12 protein-coding genes are annotated in these 16,704 nt (G+C 71.0%); 3 read left to right on the top strand and 9 right to left on the bottom strand.

Going from position 1 to position 16,704, the window contains the following annotated elements; genetic code table 11:
* Positions 1-336: 336 nt before the first annotated feature.
* The 3 genes from AB0G63_RS34415 to thyX all read right to left on the bottom strand — a co-directional run bounded on the left by AB0G63_RS34415 (position 337) and on the right by thyX (position 3,993).
* A complete protein-coding gene (locus AB0G63_RS34415; RefSeq protein WP_360758540.1) occupies positions 337-2,022 on the bottom strand; it encodes a ribonuclease J in 1,686 nt (561 codons plus the stop codon).
* A gap of 125 nt (positions 2,023-2,147) precedes the next feature.
* Positions 2,148-3,047: a 4-hydroxy-tetrahydrodipicolinate synthase gene (dapA, locus tag AB0G63_RS34410; RefSeq protein ID WP_360758538.1), complete on the bottom strand. Its 900-nt coding sequence runs from the start codon at positions 3,045-3,047 to the stop codon at positions 2,148-2,150.
* Between the two features lie 211 nt (positions 3,048-3,258).
* Complete coding sequence (gene thyX, locus AB0G63_RS34405) at positions 3,259-3,993, bottom strand: FAD-dependent thymidylate synthase (protein ID WP_360758536.1); 735 nt, start codon at positions 3,991-3,993, stop codon at positions 3,259-3,261.
* Positions 3,994-4,177: 184 nt separating this feature from the next.
* Between thyX and AB0G63_RS34400 the strand changes: the two genes are divergently transcribed.
* Positions 4,178-4,732, top strand: a complete 555-nt coding sequence (locus AB0G63_RS34400) for a PH domain-containing protein (protein ID WP_360758534.1) — start codon at positions 4,178-4,180, stop codon at positions 4,730-4,732.
* 291 nt (positions 4,733-5,023) lie between these two features.
* Here AB0G63_RS34400 and AB0G63_RS34395 read toward each other — a convergent pair whose 3' ends face one another.
* The 5 genes from AB0G63_RS34395 to rpsO form a co-directional block, all read right to left on the bottom strand.
* Positions 5,024-5,476: a hypothetical protein gene (locus tag AB0G63_RS34395; protein WP_360758532.1), complete on the bottom strand. Its 453-nt coding sequence runs from the start codon at positions 5,474-5,476 to the stop codon at positions 5,024-5,026.
* A 13-nt stretch (positions 5,477-5,489) separates the two neighbouring features.
* Complete coding sequence (gene dapB, locus AB0G63_RS34390) at positions 5,490-6,242, bottom strand: 4-hydroxy-tetrahydrodipicolinate reductase (RefSeq protein WP_360758530.1); 753 nt, start codon at positions 6,240-6,242, stop codon at positions 5,490-5,492.
* Between the two features lie 60 nt (positions 6,243-6,302).
* A complete protein-coding gene (locus AB0G63_RS34385; RefSeq protein ID WP_360758528.1) occupies positions 6,303-7,682 on the bottom strand; it encodes a pitrilysin family protein in 1,380 nt (459 codons plus the stop codon).
* The gene (locus AB0G63_RS34380; protein ID WP_360758526.1) at positions 7,679-9,913 is read right to left on the bottom strand and encodes a polyribonucleotide nucleotidyltransferase; all 2,235 of its coding nucleotides are present in this window, start codon (positions 9,911-9,913) and stop codon (positions 7,679-7,681) included. The genes AB0G63_RS34385 and AB0G63_RS34380 overlap by 4 nt, the downstream gene beginning before the upstream one ends.
* Positions 9,914-10,268: 355 nt before the next feature.
* Positions 10,269-10,556, bottom strand: coding sequence for a 30S ribosomal protein S15 (gene rpsO, locus AB0G63_RS34375; protein ID WP_004982702.1), 288 nt, complete (start codon positions 10,554-10,556; stop codon positions 10,269-10,271).
* Between the two features lie 266 nt (positions 10,557-10,822).
* Here rpsO and AB0G63_RS34370 point away from each other — a divergent pair, with 266 nt between their 5' ends.
* Entirely contained in the window at positions 10,823-11,116 is a 294-nt protein-coding gene (locus AB0G63_RS34370) for a DUF397 domain-containing protein (protein ID WP_324790270.1), read from the top strand.
* 144 nt (positions 11,117-11,260) lie between these two features.
* On the opposite strand, the gene AB0G63_RS34365 is transcribed toward AB0G63_RS34370, so the two are convergent.
* Positions 11,261-12,757, bottom strand: coding sequence for a PQQ-binding-like beta-propeller repeat protein (locus AB0G63_RS34365; RefSeq protein ID WP_360758523.1), 1,497 nt, complete (start codon positions 12,755-12,757; stop codon positions 11,261-11,263).
* Between the two features lie 484 nt (positions 12,758-13,241).
* Here AB0G63_RS34365 and AB0G63_RS34360 point away from each other — a divergent pair, with 484 nt between their 5' ends.
* Entirely contained in the window at positions 13,242-16,688 is a 3,447-nt protein-coding gene (locus AB0G63_RS34360) for an SCO5717 family growth-regulating ATPase (RefSeq protein ID WP_360758521.1), read from the top strand.
* Positions 16,689-16,704: the final 16 nt, after the last annotated feature.

Here is a 16,704-nt window from a genome sequence, read left to right as displayed (position 1 = left end):
AGTTCTCAAGGAACGGTCGCTTCCTTTGTACTCACCCTCTCGGGCTTTCCTCCGGGCGCTTCCCTTCGGTCTTGCGTTTCCGACTCTATCAGATCTTTGCTCGATCCGATTTCCTCGGTGCTTTCCAGGTTCCCGCTCTCGCGTTTCCCTTTCCGGCGGTTCCGACTTTATCAGAAGTTCTGAGTCGGAATTCCCGCCCCTCCGGGACTGACTCCCGGCGCGCGAAGCAACCGGGTTCCCGTTCAGGCGGAGCCGTAAACGTACTGGAGCGGGGCTCCCCGATGCAAATCGAGGCGCCCCGCTGCCGGTTCGCACGGACGAGGGTCCGTCGGGCCGTCAGACCTCCACGACGACCGGGAGGATCATCGGCCTGCGCCGATAGGTGTCCGAGACCCACTTGCCGAGGGTGCGGCGGATGAGCTGCTGCAGCTGGTGGGGCTCCACGACGTCGTCCTGGGCCGAACGCTCCAGTGCCTCCGTGATCTTCGGGAGCACCGCGCCGAAGGCCGAGTCGTCGATGCCGGAGCCGCGGGCCTGGATGTGCGGGCCACCCGTGATCTTGCCGGTCGTCGAGTCCATGACCACGAAGACCGAGATGATGCCCTCGTCGCCGAGGATCTTGCGGTCCTTCAGGGCCGGCTCGCCGACGTCTCCCACCGAGAGGCCGTCGACGTAGACGTATCCCGCGTGGACCTTGCCCGAGATCTTCGCCTTGCCCTCGATGAGGTCGACGGCGATGCCGTCCTCGGCGATGACGATGCGGTCGTGCGGGACGCCCGTGAGGGCGCCCAGTTCGGCGTTGGCCCTGAGGTGGCGCCATTCGCCGTGGACCGGCATCAGGTTCTTGGGCCGGCAGATGTTGTAGAAGTACAGGAGCTCGCCCGCGGACGCGTGACCCGAGACGTGCACCTTGGCGTTGCCCTTGTGGACGACGTTGGCGCCCCAGCGGGTGAGACCGTTGATCACGCGGTAGACCGCGTTCTCGTTGCCGGGGATCAGGGACGACGCGAGGATCACGGTGTCGCCGTCGACGATGCGGATCTGGTGATCCCTGTTGGCCATGCGGGACAGGGCCGCCATCGGCTCGCCCTGGGAGCCCGTGCAGACCAGGACCACCTCGTGGTCCGGCAGGTCGTCGAGGGTCTTGACGTCCACCACCAGGCCCGGCGGGATCTTCAGGTAGCCCAGGTCCCGGGCGATGCCCATGTTGCGGACCATGGAACGGCCGACGAAGGCGACCCGGCGGCCGTACTCGTGCGCCGCGTCCAGGATCTGCTGGATGCGGTGGACGTGGCTGGCGAAGCTCGCCACGATGATCCGCTTGCGGGCGCTCGCGAAGACCTGGCGCAGGACGTTGGAGATGTCCCGCTCGTGCGGAGTGAAGCCCGGGACCTCGGCGTTCGTGGAGTCGGAGAGGAGGAGGTCGATGCCCTCCTCGCTCAGGCGCGCGAAGGCGTGGAGGTCGGTGAGGCGGTTGTCCAGCGGGAGCTGGTCCATCTTGAAGTCGCCCGTGTGGACGACCATGCCCGCCGGGGTGCGGATCGCGACCGCCAGGGCGTCCGGGATGGAGTGGTTGACCGCGATGAACTCGCAGTCGAAGGGGCCGACGTGCTCGCGGTTCCCCTCCGCCACCTCGAGGGTGTAGGGGCGGATGCGGTGTTCCTGGAGCTTGGCCTCGATCAGGGCGAGGGTCAGCTTGGAGCCGATCAGCGGGATGTCCGGCTTCTCGCGCAGAAGGAACGGGACGCCGCCGATGTGGTCCTCGTGGCCGTGCGTGAGGACGATGGCCTCGACGTCGTCGAGGCGGTCCCGGATGGACGAGAAGTCCGGCAGGATCAGGTCGATTCCGGGCTGCTCCTCCTCGGGGAAGAGCACTCCGCAGTCGACGATCAGCAGGCGGCCGCCGTACTCGAAGACCGTCATGTTCCGGCCGATCTCGCCGAGACCGCCGAGCGGGGTGACTCGCAGGCCGCCTTCGGGGAGCGGCGGGGGCGAGCCGAGTTCAGGATGCGGATGACTCAAAAGACTCTCCTCACCACACACGCCACGTACCGGTGGGCACGTGGCGCGCGTGACGTTCGTGCATGAGCAGTTGTCGTTGTGGTGCGGGCACCGGTGGCCCGCCTATTCAGTTGTGAAGTCCGATGTCAGAGCTGTACCCCGCCCGCGGCAAGATCGATCTTGAGCTGCTCGATCTCTTCGGGCGTGCACTCGAGCATGGGCGCGCGCAGGGGGCCGGCGGGCAGGCCCTGGAGGGCGAGTGCGGCCTTCGACGTCATGACGCCCTGGGTGCGGAACATGCCCGTGTAGACGGGGAGCAGCTTCTGGTGGATCTCCGTCGCCTTCTGGACGTCCCCGGAGACGAACGCCTCCACCAGAGCGCGCAGGTCCGGGGTGACGACGTGGCCGACGACGGAGACGAAGCCGACCGCGCCCACCGAGAGCAGGGGCAGGTTCAGCATGTCGTCGCCGGAGTACCAGGCGAGTCCGGAGCGGGCGATGGCCCAGCTGGCCCGGCCGAGATCGCCCTTGGCGTCCTTGTTGGCGACGATCCGCGGGTGCTCGGCGAGCCGGACCAGGGTCTCGGTGTTGACGGGGACGCCGCTGCGGCCCGGGATGTCGTACAGCATGACCGGCAGGTCGGCGGCGTCGGCGACGGCCGTGAAGTGCCGGTAGAGGCCCTCCTGCGGGGGCTTGTTGTAGTACGGCGTGACGACCAGGAGACCGTGGGCGCCGGCCTGCTCCGCGGCGCGGGCGAGTTCGATGCTGTGGTGGGTGTCGTTCGTGCCGACGCCGGCGACGACGTGGGCGCGGTCGCCGACGGCCTCCAGGACCGCCCGTACGAGATCCGATTTCTCCGCGTCGCTGGTGGTGGGGGACTCGCCGGTGGTGCCGTTGACGATCAGGCCGTCGTTGCCTGCGTCCACCAGGTGGGCGGCGAGCCGCTGCGCGCCGTCGAGGTCGAGTGCGCCGTCCGCCGTGAAAGGCGTGACCATGGCGGTGAGGACCCGCCCGAAGGGGGTCTGCGGAGTGGAGGTCGGAGCCATGGGTAACACGCTACTCGTTGCTCACGGCGGGGTCTGCCCTCGGGTCGGCGCGAAAAGTCCGGACAAAGGTGGAGCCCGGTACTGCCTGCTCGGGGGTTCAAGCAGTACCGGGTCCGTTGATCAGGCTAGATGAACTTCCACAAATGCCGCAATACGGACACTTCGCCCGGCTGAGACGTACAGGTGTGCGCCGCCGGGGAGCGCGGACGGGTTACGGCGCCACTCGCCCGTTCGCGTTGAACGCCTGGTACGTGAGCGGCATGAGCCGGGCCCACTCCGCCTCCATCTTCTCGCCGACCATCTCGATCTCCCGCTGTGGGAAGGACGGCACCTTCGCCGCCTCGTGCTGGGTGCGCAGGCCGAGGAAGTGCATCAGGGAGCGGGCGTTGCAGGTGGCGTACATGGAGGAGAACAGGCCGACCGGGAGGACGGAGCGGGCCACCTCGCGGGCGACGCCGGCGGCGAGCAGCTCCTGGTAGGCGGCGTACGCCTGCTGGTAGGACTCGCCCAAGGCGGCGCGGACCGTCTCGTGCTGCGCCGGGGTCCCCTCGACGAAGACGTACTTGCCGGGGCGCCCTTCCTGGACCAGCTTGCGGGACTCGTCGGGGACGTAGAAGACCGGCTGGAGCTCCCGGTACCGACCCGACTCCTCGTTGTAGGACCAGCCCACGCGGTGCCGCATGAACTCGCGGAAGACGAAGATCGGCGCGCTGATGAAGAACGTCATCGAGTTGTGCTCGAACGGGCTGCCGTGCCGGTCCCGCATGAGGTAGTTGATCAGGCCCTTGGAGCGCTCCGGGTCCTTCTGCAGCTCCTCGAGCGACTGCTCACCCAGGGTCGAGACGCGGGCGGCGAACAGAACGTCGGAGTCCGAAGCGCTGGACTTCACCAACTCAACGGTGACATCGCTGCGCAAGGAGACATTGGGTTCGCAGGCGGAGGTCACAGAACGTCCTTCCCATCACGTGTGCGGTGCGGCGCCCACTCTACGGGGCGCTCTTCGGCACCTCGTTCACCGGTGCCGCGGAGGCGCTTACTCGTCCGGGCCCCCGGTGCTGGTGGGCGGGGGCAACGGGCGGATAGCCTCACCGGTCAGTACAGCCCGCGCATGGATCGAGTGAGGACCAGTCGTGCCCCTGCCCTTCCTGACGGCCGACCGTGGATTCGAGGCGACCGACGACGTCGCGTTGCCGTTCGACGACCGGGAGCGCTGGCGGCGTCCGTACCGGCCCGGGCCATGGCGGGTGGGCGCGGCGGCGATCCTGCTGCTGCTCGCCTCGTTCGTGCTGTTCGCGGCGGTCGCCATCGCGTTCACCGCGCCGCCGGCGCGGTCCGGCTTGGTCTTCGGCGTCGCCCTGGCCGTCATCGTGGGCGCCCTGCGGCTGCTGCGCATGGGCGTGTGGGTGAGCCCGCAGGGCCTGCGCCACGTCGGCTTCGCCGGGACCCGCACCACGCCCTGGGAGCGGGTCGTGGCCGTGCGGACGGTGCAGCAGCCGGTGCGCTGGCTTGGGCTGCCGCGGACCGTGCAGGGTCAGGCGCTGACGCTCGTACGGCGGGACCGTTCCGCGGGCGGCGCACCGCCGCTGATGACCACCCACAACGCCGACTTCCTGGGCCGCGTCGAGGCGTTCGACCGGGCGGCCGACACGATCGAGGCGTGGGCCGCGGAGCACCGGCGGGCCTGAGCCCGGGAGCGTCGTGCGGAGGGGGCCGTCCGGGTGCGGGCGGCACCCTCCGCGTCCGGTCGCAGCGCAGCCCGCGGAGAACCGCGTCCCGCCCGCGCCGGAGCAGCCGGCGGCAGGGGGCGGGCGCCGCGTGGACTTTCCGTGTCCCGCGTGTGCGGCCGGGGGGGTGCTTCAGGCTCGTGTACAGGCGCGGGCGCGGGGTGAGGGCGGCGGGGCGATGGCGGGCCGCGGGTTCAGGCGCGCTTGAGGCGCGTGCAGACGAGCGCTCGGGCGTGCCGCATAGGTGTGTGGTCAGGCGTCGGCGGTGCGGCCGTCGTGGAGGGCGATGGCGCGCTGCATGGCCTTGCGGGCCCGTGGGGTGTCGCGGGCGTCGTGGTAGGCGACGGCCAGGCGGAACCAGCTGCGCCAGTCGTCCGGCGCGGCCTCCGTCTCGGCCTTGCGCCGGGCGAAGACCTCGTCGGCCGAGTCGCGGTCGATGCGGCCGGCCGGGGTGCGCTTCAGCTCGTCGACCGGCAGGCCGCCCTCGGCTTCGAGTTCGGCGGCGAGCCGGTTGGCCTTGCGGACGAACTGGGTGTTCTTCCACAGGAACCAGACGCCGATGACCGGCAGGATCAGCACCGCCACGCCGAAGGTGACGGTCAGCAGGGTGCCGGACTGGATGAGCATGACGCCGCGGCTGCCGACCAGGACGAAGTAGAAGACCAGGACGGCGGCCGTGACGGTGTAGGAGATCTTCGCGCGCATGATGTCGCCGGGCTCAGCCCAGGTCCAGGAAGTGTTCCAGGCCGAAGGTGAGGCCCGGGGTCGTCACGACCCGGCGGGCGCCCAGCAGGATGCCCGGCATGAAGCTGCTGTGGTGGAGGGAGTCGTGCCGGATGGTGAGGGTCTCGCCCTCGCCGCCCAGCAGGACCTCCTGGTGGGCCAGCAGGCCGCGCAGCCGGACGGCGTGGACGGGGACGCCGTCCACGTTCGCGCCGCGCGCGCCGTCCAGGGCCGTCGCCGTGGCGTCCGGCGCGGGGGGCGAGCCGGCCTTCGCGCGGGCGGCGGCGATGAGCTGGGCGGTGCGCGTGGCGGTGCCGGACGGGGCGTCCACCTTGTTCGGGTGGTGCAGCTCGACGACCTCGACGGACTCGAAGTACGGCGCCGCGATCTGCGCGAACTTCATGGTGAGGACGGCGCCGATGGAGAAGTTGGGCGCGATGAGCACGCCCGTCTCCGGCGACTGCTCCAGCAGGCCGCGCAGCCGGGCGAGGCGCTCGTCGGTCCAGCCGGTGGTGCCGACGACCGCGTGGATGCCGTGGCTCACGCAGTACTCGAGGTTGGCCATCACCGAGTCGGGGGTGGTGAGTTCGACGGCGACCTGGGCGCCGGTTCCGGCGAGCGTCTCCAGCCGGTCGCCCCGGCCGAGGGCGGCGACCAGTTCCATGTCCTCGGCGGCCTCGACGGCCCGTACCGCCTCCGAGCCGATCCGGCCCTTGGCGCCGAGGACCGCCACGCGCAGCTTGCTCATGTTCTTGCTTCCTTAACGAGACTACGGGACTACGGGGACTACGGGACTCAACGGGAGGGGTCAGGCGACGGCGTCGTGCAGGCGGGAGGCCTGCTTGTCCTTCAGCGGGCCGATGACCGACAGGGACGGCCGCTGTCCCAGGATGTCGCGGGCCACCGAGCGCACGTCGTCCGGGGTCACCGACGCTATCCGGGCCAGCATGTCGTCGACCGACATCTGCTCGCCCCAGCACAGTTCGCTCTTGCCGATACGGTTCATCAGCGCGCCCGTGTCCTCCAGGCCCAGCACCGTGGAGCCCCGGAGCTGGCCGACGGCGCGGCCGATCTCCTCGTCGGACAGACCGTGCTCGGCGACCTGGTCGAGTTCGTCGCGGCAGATCTTGAGCACGTCGTGCACCTGCGAGGGCCTGCAGCCCGCGTACACGCCGAACAGTCCGCAGTCGGCGAAGCCGGAGGTGTACGAGTACACGCTGTAGGCCAGGCCGCGCTTCTCGCGGACCTCCTGGAACAGCCGGGAGGACATGCCTCCGCCGAGGGCGGTGTTGAGCACGCCGAGGGCCCAGCGGCGGTCGTCGGTGCGGGGCAGACCGGGCATGCCGAGGACGACGTGCGCCTGCTCGGTCTTGCGGGCGATCAGCTCGACGCGGCCCGCGGTGCGGATGGTGCGCCGCCCGCCGCGCGGGGCGATGGGTGTGGCGTGGCCGTCGGTGAGGGCGCCCGCCTTCTCGAAGGCCGCGCGGACCTGTCGTACGACCTTGTTGTGGTCGACGTTTCCGGCGCAGGCGACCACGAGGTGGGTGGGATCGTAGTGCTTCTTGTAGAAGCGGCGGATGCGGTCGGCGGTGAGGGCGTTGACGGTGTCGACGGTGCCGAGGACGGGACGGCCGAGGGGGTTGTCGCCGAACATCGTGTGCGCGAACAGGTCGTGGACACAGTCGCCGGGGTCGTCCTCGGTCATGGCGATCTCTTCGAGGATGGCGCCGCGTTCGACGTCGACGTCCTCCTCGAGGATCAGGGAGCCGGTCAGCATGTCGCAGACGACGTCGATGGCGAGGGGCAGGTCGGTGTCGAGCACGCGCGCGTAGTAGCACGTGTACTCCTTCGCCGTGAACGCGTTCATCTCGCCGCCGACCGCGTCGAGGGCGGAGGAGATGTCGAGCGCGCTGCGCCGGGAGGTGCCCTTGAAGAGCAGGTGCTCCAGGTAGTGCGTGGCGCCGTTCAGGGCCGGGGTCTCGTCGCGGGAGCCGACGTGCGCCCAGATGCCGAAGGTCGCCGAGCGCACGGAGGGCAGGGTCTCGGTGACGACGCGCAGGCCACCGGGGAGGGTGGTCTTACGGACGGTGCCGATGCCGTTCGCGCCCTTGATGAGGGTTTGGGTACGGGCGACGGCCCGCGCCTCCGAAGAGGTGCGGGCCGTCGCCTCGGAGCCACGGGACGTCACTGGTCGGCGTCGTCCTTCTTGGTCTCGTCGGAGCCGTTGCCGGAGTCGCCCTCGCCCTCGATCACGGGGATCAGGGAGAGCTTGCCGCGGGAGTCGATCTCGGCGATCTCGACCTGGACCTTCTGGCCCACGCCGAGCACGTCCTCGACGTTCTCCACGCGCTTGCCGCCGGCCAGCTTGCGGATCTGCGAGATGTGCAGCAGACCGTCCTTGCCGGGCAGCAGGGAGACGAACGCGCCGAAGGTGGTCGTCTTCACGACCGTGCCCAGGTAGCGCTCGCCGACCTCGGGCATCGTCGGGTTGGCGATGCCGTTGATCGTGGCGCGGGCGGCCTCGGCGGCCGGACCGTCGGCGGCGCCGATGTAGATCGTGCCGTCGTCCTCGATGGTGATCTCGGCGCCGGTGTCCTCCTGGATCTGGTTGATCATCTTGCCCTTGGGGCCGATGACCTCGCCGATCTTGTCGACCGGGATCTTCACGGTGATGATCCGCGGCGCGTTGGGGGACATCTCGTCCGGCGTGTCGATCGCTTCCATCATCACGTCGAGGATGTGGAGGCGGGCGTCACGGGCCTGCTTGAGGGCGGCGGCCAGGACGGAGGCCGGGATACCGTCCAGCTTGGTGTCGAGCTGGAGCGCGGTCACGAACTCCTTGGTGCCGGCGACCTTGAAGTCCATGTCGCCGAAGGCGTCCTCCGCACCGAGGATGTCGGTGAGGGTGACGTAGTGCGTCTCACCGTCGATCTCCTGGGAGATCAGGCCCATGGCGATGCCGGCGACGGGGGCCTTCAGCGGCACACCGGCGTTCAGCAGCGACATGGTGGAGGCGCAGACCGAGCCCATGGACGTCGAGCCGTTGGAGCCGAGGGCCTCGGAGACCTGACGGATCGCGTAGGGGAACTCCTCGCGCGTCGGCAGGACCGGCACCAGGGCGCGCTCGGCGAGGGCGCCGTGGCCGATCTCGCGGCGCTTGGGGGAGCCGACGCGGCCGGTCTCGCCGGTGGAGTACGGCGGGAAGTTGTAGTTGTGCATGTAGCGCTTGCGGGTCACCGGGGAGAGGGTGTCCAGCTGCTGCTCCATGCGCAGCATGTTGAGGGTGGTGACGCCCAGGATCTGGGTCTCGCCACGCTCGAACAGCGCGGAGCCGTGGACCCGCGGGATGGCCTCGACCTCGGCGGCCAGGGTGCGGATGTCGGTGACACCGCGGCCGTCGATGCGCTTCTTCTCCTTGATGACGCGCTCACGGACCAGGGACTTGGTCAGCGAGCGGTACGCGGCGGAGATCTCCTTCTCGCGGCCCTCGAACTCCGGCAGGAGCTTCTCGGCGGCGAGGGTCTTGACGCGGTCCAGCTCGGCCTCGCGCTCCTGCTTGCCGGCGATGGTGAGCGCCTGGGCGAGCTCGGGCCTGACCGCGGCGGTGAGCGCCTCCAGGACGTCGTCCTGGTAGTCGAGGAAGATCGGGAACTCGGCGGTCGGCTTGGCGGCCTTCGCGGCGAGGTCGGCCTGGGCCTTGCACAGGACCTTGATGAAGGGCTTCGCGGCGTCCAGACCGGCGGCGACGACCTCCTCGGTGGGCGCCTCGGCGCCGCCCTTGACCAGCTGGATGGTCTTCTCGGTGGCCTCGGCCTCGACCATCATGATCGCGACATCGCCGTCCTCCAGGACGCGGCCCGCGACGACCATGTCGAAGACGGCGTCCTCGAGCTCGGTGTGCGTCGGGAAGGCCACCCACTGACCGCGGATCAGCGCGACGCGGACGCCGCCGATCGGGCCGGAGAAGGGCAGACCGGCCAGCTGCGTGGACGCGGACGCGGCGTTGATCGCCACGACGTCGTACAGGTGGTCGGGGTTGAGGGCCATGATCGTGGCGACGACCTGGATCTCGTTGCGCAGGCCCTTCTTGAAGGACGGGCGCAGCGGGCGGTCGATGAGGCGGCAGGTGAGGATCGCGTCCTCGCTCGGCCGGCCCTCACGACGGAAGAAGCTGCCGGGGATCTTTCCGGCGGCGTACATCCGCTCCTCGACGTCCACCGTCAGCGGGAAGAAGTCGAGCTGGTCCTTGGGCTGCTTCGACGCGGTGGTGGCCGACAGCACCATGGTGTCGTCGTCCAGGTACGCCACGGCGGAGCCGGCGGCCTGCCTGGCCAGGCGGCCCGTCTCGAAGCGGATGGTGCGGGTGCCGAAGGAACCGTTGTCGATGACGGCTTCGGCGTAGTGGGTCTCGTTCTCCACTAGCGTTTTCTCCGATACTTTTCGTCTTTTGTCCCCGCCTGCCCGTGTGACAGGGGGACCGTCACGGAGAAGCGCGCCGTCTGGTGCGGGCCGGTCTTCGATCGAAGCACCCGGGGCTCACGCCCGGGGGCCACTACCGAGGACCGGCGGCGGCGAGGTGCGCTTCTCGCTGTGTCGTACGTCGTGCGTCGCGCGTTGCGCGTCACACGTTGCGCGTCCTGCGTTGTGTGTTTTGCTACCACACTACAAAGCGCGGGTGACACTCCGCATGTTTCCGCACGTACGGTGAAGGTTTCCGTACCTACGGCAAAGGGAGCGGTCCCGATCCTCCGGGAACCGCTCCCTTCACGGCGTCTTACTTGGCGCCCGCCGCACCGCGGCGGATGCCGAGGCGGTCGACCAGCGCACGGAAGCGCTGGATGTCCTTCTTCGCCAGGTACTGCAGCAGGCGGCGGCGCTGACCGACGAGGATCAGCAGGCCGCGGCGGGAGTGGTGGTCGTGCTTGTGGGTCTTGAGGTGCTCCGTCAGGTCGGAGATCCGACGGGAGAGCAGAGCGACCTGGACCTCGGGGGAGCCGGTGTCACCCTCCTTGGTACCGAACTCGGAGATGATCTGCTTCTTCGTGGCGGCGTCGAGCGACACGCGTACTCCTCATAGTCTGTGAACGGCCACCGAGTGCCCCCGGTCTGCTTCTCGGGGGAGCTTCCGTGACTCGGAAGGCGGGGATCCGCTGGGCGCGGCCTCCAGGGCGATGGGCTCCGGGGGCGCGTACACGAACGGCCGTCACTCAGGGTACCAGGAGGTGGCGGGCCCCTTGACCGCGGTCACCGAACCGCCCGGGGCGGGCCCGCGAGGCCACTAAGGTGAGCGCGGACCGTTACGTAACGTAGGGAAGGGGTCGCTGCGGGATGGCGGAGACGGAGCAGGAGATCAAGGCGCGCAAGGAACGCGAGCGGGACGAGCTCTACGCCCTCGACATCTCCGGCGTCGAGTGGCACAGCGCGCCGGGCACGGAGGAGCACGAGGAGCGGGTCGAGATCGCCTATCTTCCCGACGGCGCCGTGGCCATGCGGTCCTCACTCGACCCGGACACCGTGCTGCGGTACACCGAGGCGGAGTGGCGGGCCTTCGTGCTCGGCGCCCGCGACGGGGAGTTCGACCTGGAGCCGGCGCCGGGGAGCGGGGAACCCGCCGCGGAGTGAGGGGCGGGACGCACGGGCGTCGAAGAGCCGGAGAGGGGCGGCACACGCTTGTGCCGCCCCTCTTCCGTGTCCGGTTCCGTGTGGGGTTCCATGTCCGGCGGCCTGGTTTCCGGTTCATCGGTTCATCGGGCTCGGTTCATCGGGTCAGTGCTTCAGCCCGGCGCTTCCGATGCCGAGGGCCAGCAGCACCGGGTCCTTCGGGGCCTTGTCGTCCCGGACCAGCTCGCGCTTGGCGAAGAACATCCGGCCCTGCTCGTAGACCATGTCCGACTGCTCCGGGTCGCTGAGGTCGTACTCCTCGTCCTCCGGCAGCTGGAACAGCAGGAGCGGGGTCTCCTTGTCCGTAAGGGGGTTCCAGCGCACCACGGCCGCGGGCTGTACGGGGTCGCCGCTGCGGCGGTAGACCAGCAGGTCGTCGCCGCTCATCCGCAGCGGATACACCATCTGCCTCTCGCGTCCCTCGAACTTGCCGGCCGTCCGGCCGGTCTTCCGGTCGAACGCCACGATCCAGTCCGGTGCCTGGCCGGCGTCGTAGTTCTCCTTGCTCAGGACGTACACCTGGGTACGGCCCGCGACCACGCCGTCGCAGTTCTCCACCACGCCGAAGTACCCCGCCCCGAAGTAGCGGTCCTCGCACTTGGGGTCGTAGCCGCTCGTCGAGATCGTGGCGAGGTGCTTGCCGTGGTCGTCGAGCGTGATGAGATCGGTGACCAGGGTGTCGCCGGCCGCCACGGCGAGGACCGGCGGGTCGGAGGACGGGAGGTAGACGTCCTGAACCCCGGCCGCGAGCCGGTACGTCCACTCCGCCCGGCCGGTGCGCGGGTCGAGCTTCTGCACCCGGTACCGGGTGTCGGGCAGCGGCCCGCACGCCTCCAGCGCGAGCAGCGCGCCGCCGCCGGCGAAGCCCTTGTCCTCGCACCGGGAGACGCTCGTGCTGTTCCACAGCTGTTTGCCGGTCTTCATGTCGTACGCCACCGAGCCCTCACCCCAGGCGACGGCGACGACGCCCTCGGTCAGGGTCAGGTTCGTGTTCGTCACGAAGGCGGAGCCGGCGTTCGGCATCTTGGCCTGCCACAGCTTCTTGCCCGTGTCGAGGTCGACGAAGACCACCTGGTCGCAGACGCCCTTGGTCTTGGCTCCCGCGGGGGTCGGCGGCTGGACGACGACCGCGGTGCGGCCGTCGGCGGTGACGTGGCGGCTGGTGGCGCACAGGTGGCCGCTCAACTTCAGCTTCCAGGCGACGTCGTCGTAGCCGGGCTCGATGCGGTAGCCCTCGATGCGGTTGGCGACGCCCTTGGCGAGGATCTTCTTGGTGGCCCAGGTTCCGGGCGCATAGCGCGGGTTGGTGTCGGAGTTCGCGGCGAGGTCCGTCTCCTTGTGCTCGACCACCGGTTGGCCCTCGGGCGAGACGGGGTCCTTCTCCACCGTGTCCCTGATCTCGTCCGGCTTCTGGACGGCGGCGGCCGGGGTGCGGTGGTCCGGGGCGTCGCCGTCGGAGAGCGCGAGCCAGCCGCCCACGCAGCCGACGACGGCCACCACGGCCGCCAGGGCGCCGAGGAGTTGGAGACGGCGACGCCTGCGGGCACGGTCGGCCGCGAGTGTGGACTGGGTGTAGATCGAGGGAGGTGGGCCGAGGCTCAAGCGAGGAAGTCCTGTTCGGTCGGGTTCAGTTGAATTCAGTCAGGGGTGGTCGGCTGTAGTAGGGGCAGTCGAGGCAGTTGGGGAAACGGCCCGGAGCGGCCCCCTACTATGCCCGCCGGTCCGTTCGTCGAAGGGAGGAGGTGCGCCGCTGCGGCGGTGTGAACGGGACTGCGGGCGTTGTCGGTTGGGCCCCCGTGTGGGGCATTCCCGTACAAGGCCAGCTTTGTTCGCCAACACGTTTGCTGCATACGGCACTTACGGGCAGGTTGTGACGCATTGGGCGGGCTCTCGGAGACGGACAGGCCTGCCGGGGCGGGGCTTGTGGTGATTAGGCTGGGACAGGGCGCGTCGCCAGAACCCGTGGACCCGGCGGTGGCGTCCGAGGGGGAGAGCCGGCGCGTCGGACGACCTCGAACGACTCAGGACGACAAGCAATGGTCGCCCCAGCACGGCATGAGGGTGCTCGACCACACCAGGAGGAACTGTGAGCAGCGATCGGGACGGGATCCGCGGGGGCTGGGCCACACCCGGCGATGACCAGCCCGACGCGGAGTCCGCCATCGAGACGACGGGCGAGTTCACCATCGACTACGCGCCGCCCGCCTGGTACACGCAGAACGCCTCGGGAGGTTCTGGTTCCGGTTCCAGTTCCGGTTCGCGTGCCGCGGAGGCTTCGGCGCCGCCGTCCCGGGAGTCCGGGGCCGCACAGGGTCCGGGGCAGGGTGCTGACGCGGCTTCCGGCGGCGCCGACGCCGGTCCCGGTCCCGGTCCCGGTGTCGGTCCTGGTGCGGGTTCCGGGACGTCCGCTCCTGCGGCCGGCTCACCCTCCGGTTTCTCGTTGTCGTCGCTGCCCGGGCTGACTCCGCCGGCTCATGTGCATCCCCGGCCGCCGGCCGCAGGTCCCGCGCCCGTTCCGCCGACTGCGGCTCCGGCTCCGGCTCCGGCTCCGGCTCCGGCTCCGGGGGCACCGTTCACGCCGCCGCCGCCCGCGCCGGCGCCCGGGGCGCCCTTCACGCCGCCGGCCCCTGCGCCCGGTGCTCCGTTCACGCCTCCCGCGCCGACCGCGCCGCCGGTCGGCGGTCCCGTCGCGGTGCCGAGGCTTCCGGTGGGCAGTGGATTCGAGCCGCAGCTCGCGCAGCCGCCCCAGCAGCTCCAACCGCCGCAGCCGGAGCCCCCGCGGCCTGAGCCGCAGGTGGCGGAGGAGTCCGGGAACGGTGACCTGGAGAGCGGCGCCACCATGCGGATCTCCGCCGTCTCGGTGAAGCGGGAGTTGGCGGAGCGCGCCGACGCCGCGGTCGTTGCCACGCCGGAGCCGGAGCCGGAGCCGGAGTCGGAGTCGGACTCGGCCGAGGAGCCGGTCGCGGAGAGCCCGGCGGGTGAGACGTCCGGTGAGGACGACGGCGAGTCCGGGGGCCTGTCCGCTGCTTCGCAGACGGAGGACGCCCGGCCCGAGGGTGCGGTGGAGGGCACCGCACCGGGCGACGCCGAGGCGGAGGCGGAGGAAGAGACCGAGGCCGAGGAAGCGGCGGAGGTTGAGGAAGCGGCGGAGGTTGAGGCAGACGCCGGCAACGAAGCGGAGCCCGAGGACGGCGTGCCCGAGGTGGCCGAGCCCTCCGACGCCGTGAGCGAGGAGGCCGGGCAGTCGGACGCTGAGTCTTCGGACGCGGTGGTCGCTGACACGGAGCCCTCCGACGCCGTGCCCGCGGACGCCGTGCCTCACCAGGACAGCGGGCCCCAGGACGCCGCGCCGGACGTATCGCAGGACGCCCCGCAGGACGCGCCTCCGGCTGCGGCTCCCGCGCCGCAGCCCGGGCGGCCGCCGCTGCCGCCGCTGCCGCCGTCGTACCAGCCGGCCGCTCCGGCACCGGCGGCCCAGTGGCCGGCGCAGCCGCAGCAGGCGGAGCCGCCGACGCCCGTGCAGCCGCAGCCGCAACCGGCGCCCGTCCAGGGCCAGCAGCCCGTGCCGCCGCAGCCGTTCCAGCCGCAGGCTCCGCAGCCCGCCCCAGCGGCCTGGACCCAGCAGCCGCCGGCCGCGCACGCGCCGGACGGCTACGGCTTCCCGCCCCAGGGAGCACCGGCCCCCGCCACCCCGCAGGACGGCTACGGCTTCCCCCACCCCGGCGCGCCCACACCCGCACCCGCCCCGGCACCCGCTCCCCCGCGGCCCGCAGCCCAACACCCGGTTGGCCCGCCGACGCCTGCCCCTGCCCCGCAGGACGGCTACGGCTTCCCCCACCCCGGCGTGCCCACACCCGCACCCGTCCCGGCACCCGCTCCCCCGCAGGCCGCTGTCCAGCACCCGGCCGGCCCGCCGGCACCTGCACCGCAGGACGGGTACGGCTTCCCGCACCCCGGCGGGCCGGCACCCGCGCCCCACGCCCCGGGCGGCGGCTACGGCTTCCCCCAGGCCCCCGCGCCTCAACCCCAGCCCCAGCCCCAGCCCCAGCAAGGGATGCCCCCGCAGGGCGTGCCCCCGCAGGCACCGCAGATGCCCCAGCCTCCCGTCGACCCCCGGGTCGGGACCGCGTGGCCGCAGCCCGTTCAGCACGACCAGCGGCAGCCCATCAACCCCGGTGCCGCGCCGCTCGGTTACACGGCCGCCGTGGAGCTGTCGTCCGACCGGCTGCTCAACAACAAGAAGCAGAAGGCGAAGAGCGGGCGGCCGACAGCCGCGTCGTCCCGGTTCAAGATCGGCGGGAAGAAGGAGGAGGCCGAGCGGCAGCGGAAGCTGGAACTCATCCGGACGCCCGTGCTCTCCTGCTACCGGATCGCCGTCATCAGCCTCAAGGGCGGCGTGGGCAAGACGACCACGACCACCGCCCTCGGCTCGACGCTCGCCACCGAGCGCCAGGACAAGATCCTCGCGATCGACGCCAACCCGGACGCCGGCACGCTCGGCCGCCGCGTGCGCCGGGAGACCGGGGCCACCATCCGTGACCTCGTCCAGGCGATCCCGTACCTCAACTCCTACATGGACATCCGCCGGTTCACCTCCCAGGCGCCGTCCGGGCTGGAGATCATCGCCAACGACGTCGACCCGGCCGTGTCCACGACGTTCAACGACGAGGACTACCGGCGCGCGATCGACGTGCTCGGCAGGCAGTACCCGATCATCCTCACCGACTCCGGCACCGGTCTGCTCTACAGCGCCATGCGCGGCGTGCTCGACCTCGCCGACCAGCTGATCATCATCTCGACGCCTTCGGTGGACGGGGCGAGCAGCGCCAGCACGACGCTGGACTGGCTGTCCGCGCACGGCTACTCCGACCTCGTCTCGCGGTCCATCACCGTGATCTCGGGGGTCCGCGAGACCGGAAAGATGATCAAGGTCGAGGACATCGTGTCGCACTTCGAGACGCGGTGCCGGGGTGTGGTCGTGGTGCCCTTCGACGAGCACCTCGCCGCCGGTGCAGAGGTCGATCTCGACATGATGCGGCCGAAGGTCAGGGAGGCGTACTTCAACCTCGCGGCGATGGTCGCCGAGGACTTCGTCCGGCACCAGCAGTCGCACGGTCTGTGGACCTCCGACGGCAACCCGCCGCCGGTCGCCGCACCGCCGCTGCCGGGCCAGTTCCCCGGCCAGCCGCTCCCGCCACCGGGCCAGCCGCTCCCCGGCCAGCCCGTCCCCGGTCAGCAGGTCCCCGGCCAGCCCATTTCCTACCCGCAGGCACCCCAGCCGCAGCACCAGCACCAGCAGCCGCAGCCGCCCCAGCCCGGTCAGCCGTACGCCACCGGTCAGCCGTACGCCCCGGGGCAGCCGTACCCGCAGGCACAGCCCGGCCAGCCGGCCTACCCGCAGCCGGGGCAGCCCTACCAGCAGCCCTCTCAACCCCAGCCCCAGCCCGGTTACGGCTACCCGCAACAGCCGCCGCAGCCGCAGCACCCGCAGCAGCCGGAGGGGCAGAGCCCGCCTCCGCCGCCCCAGCAGTAGGCCGGCGGCAGGCCGG

This window comes from Streptomyces sp. NPDC020996 (genome assembly GCF_040641355.1).
Lineage (GTDB): Bacteria > Actinomycetota > Actinomycetes > Streptomycetales > Streptomycetaceae > Streptomyces.
The sequence above is the reverse complement of the archived record's forward strand: the minus strand, read 5'-3'. Positions and strand labels throughout refer to the sequence as shown.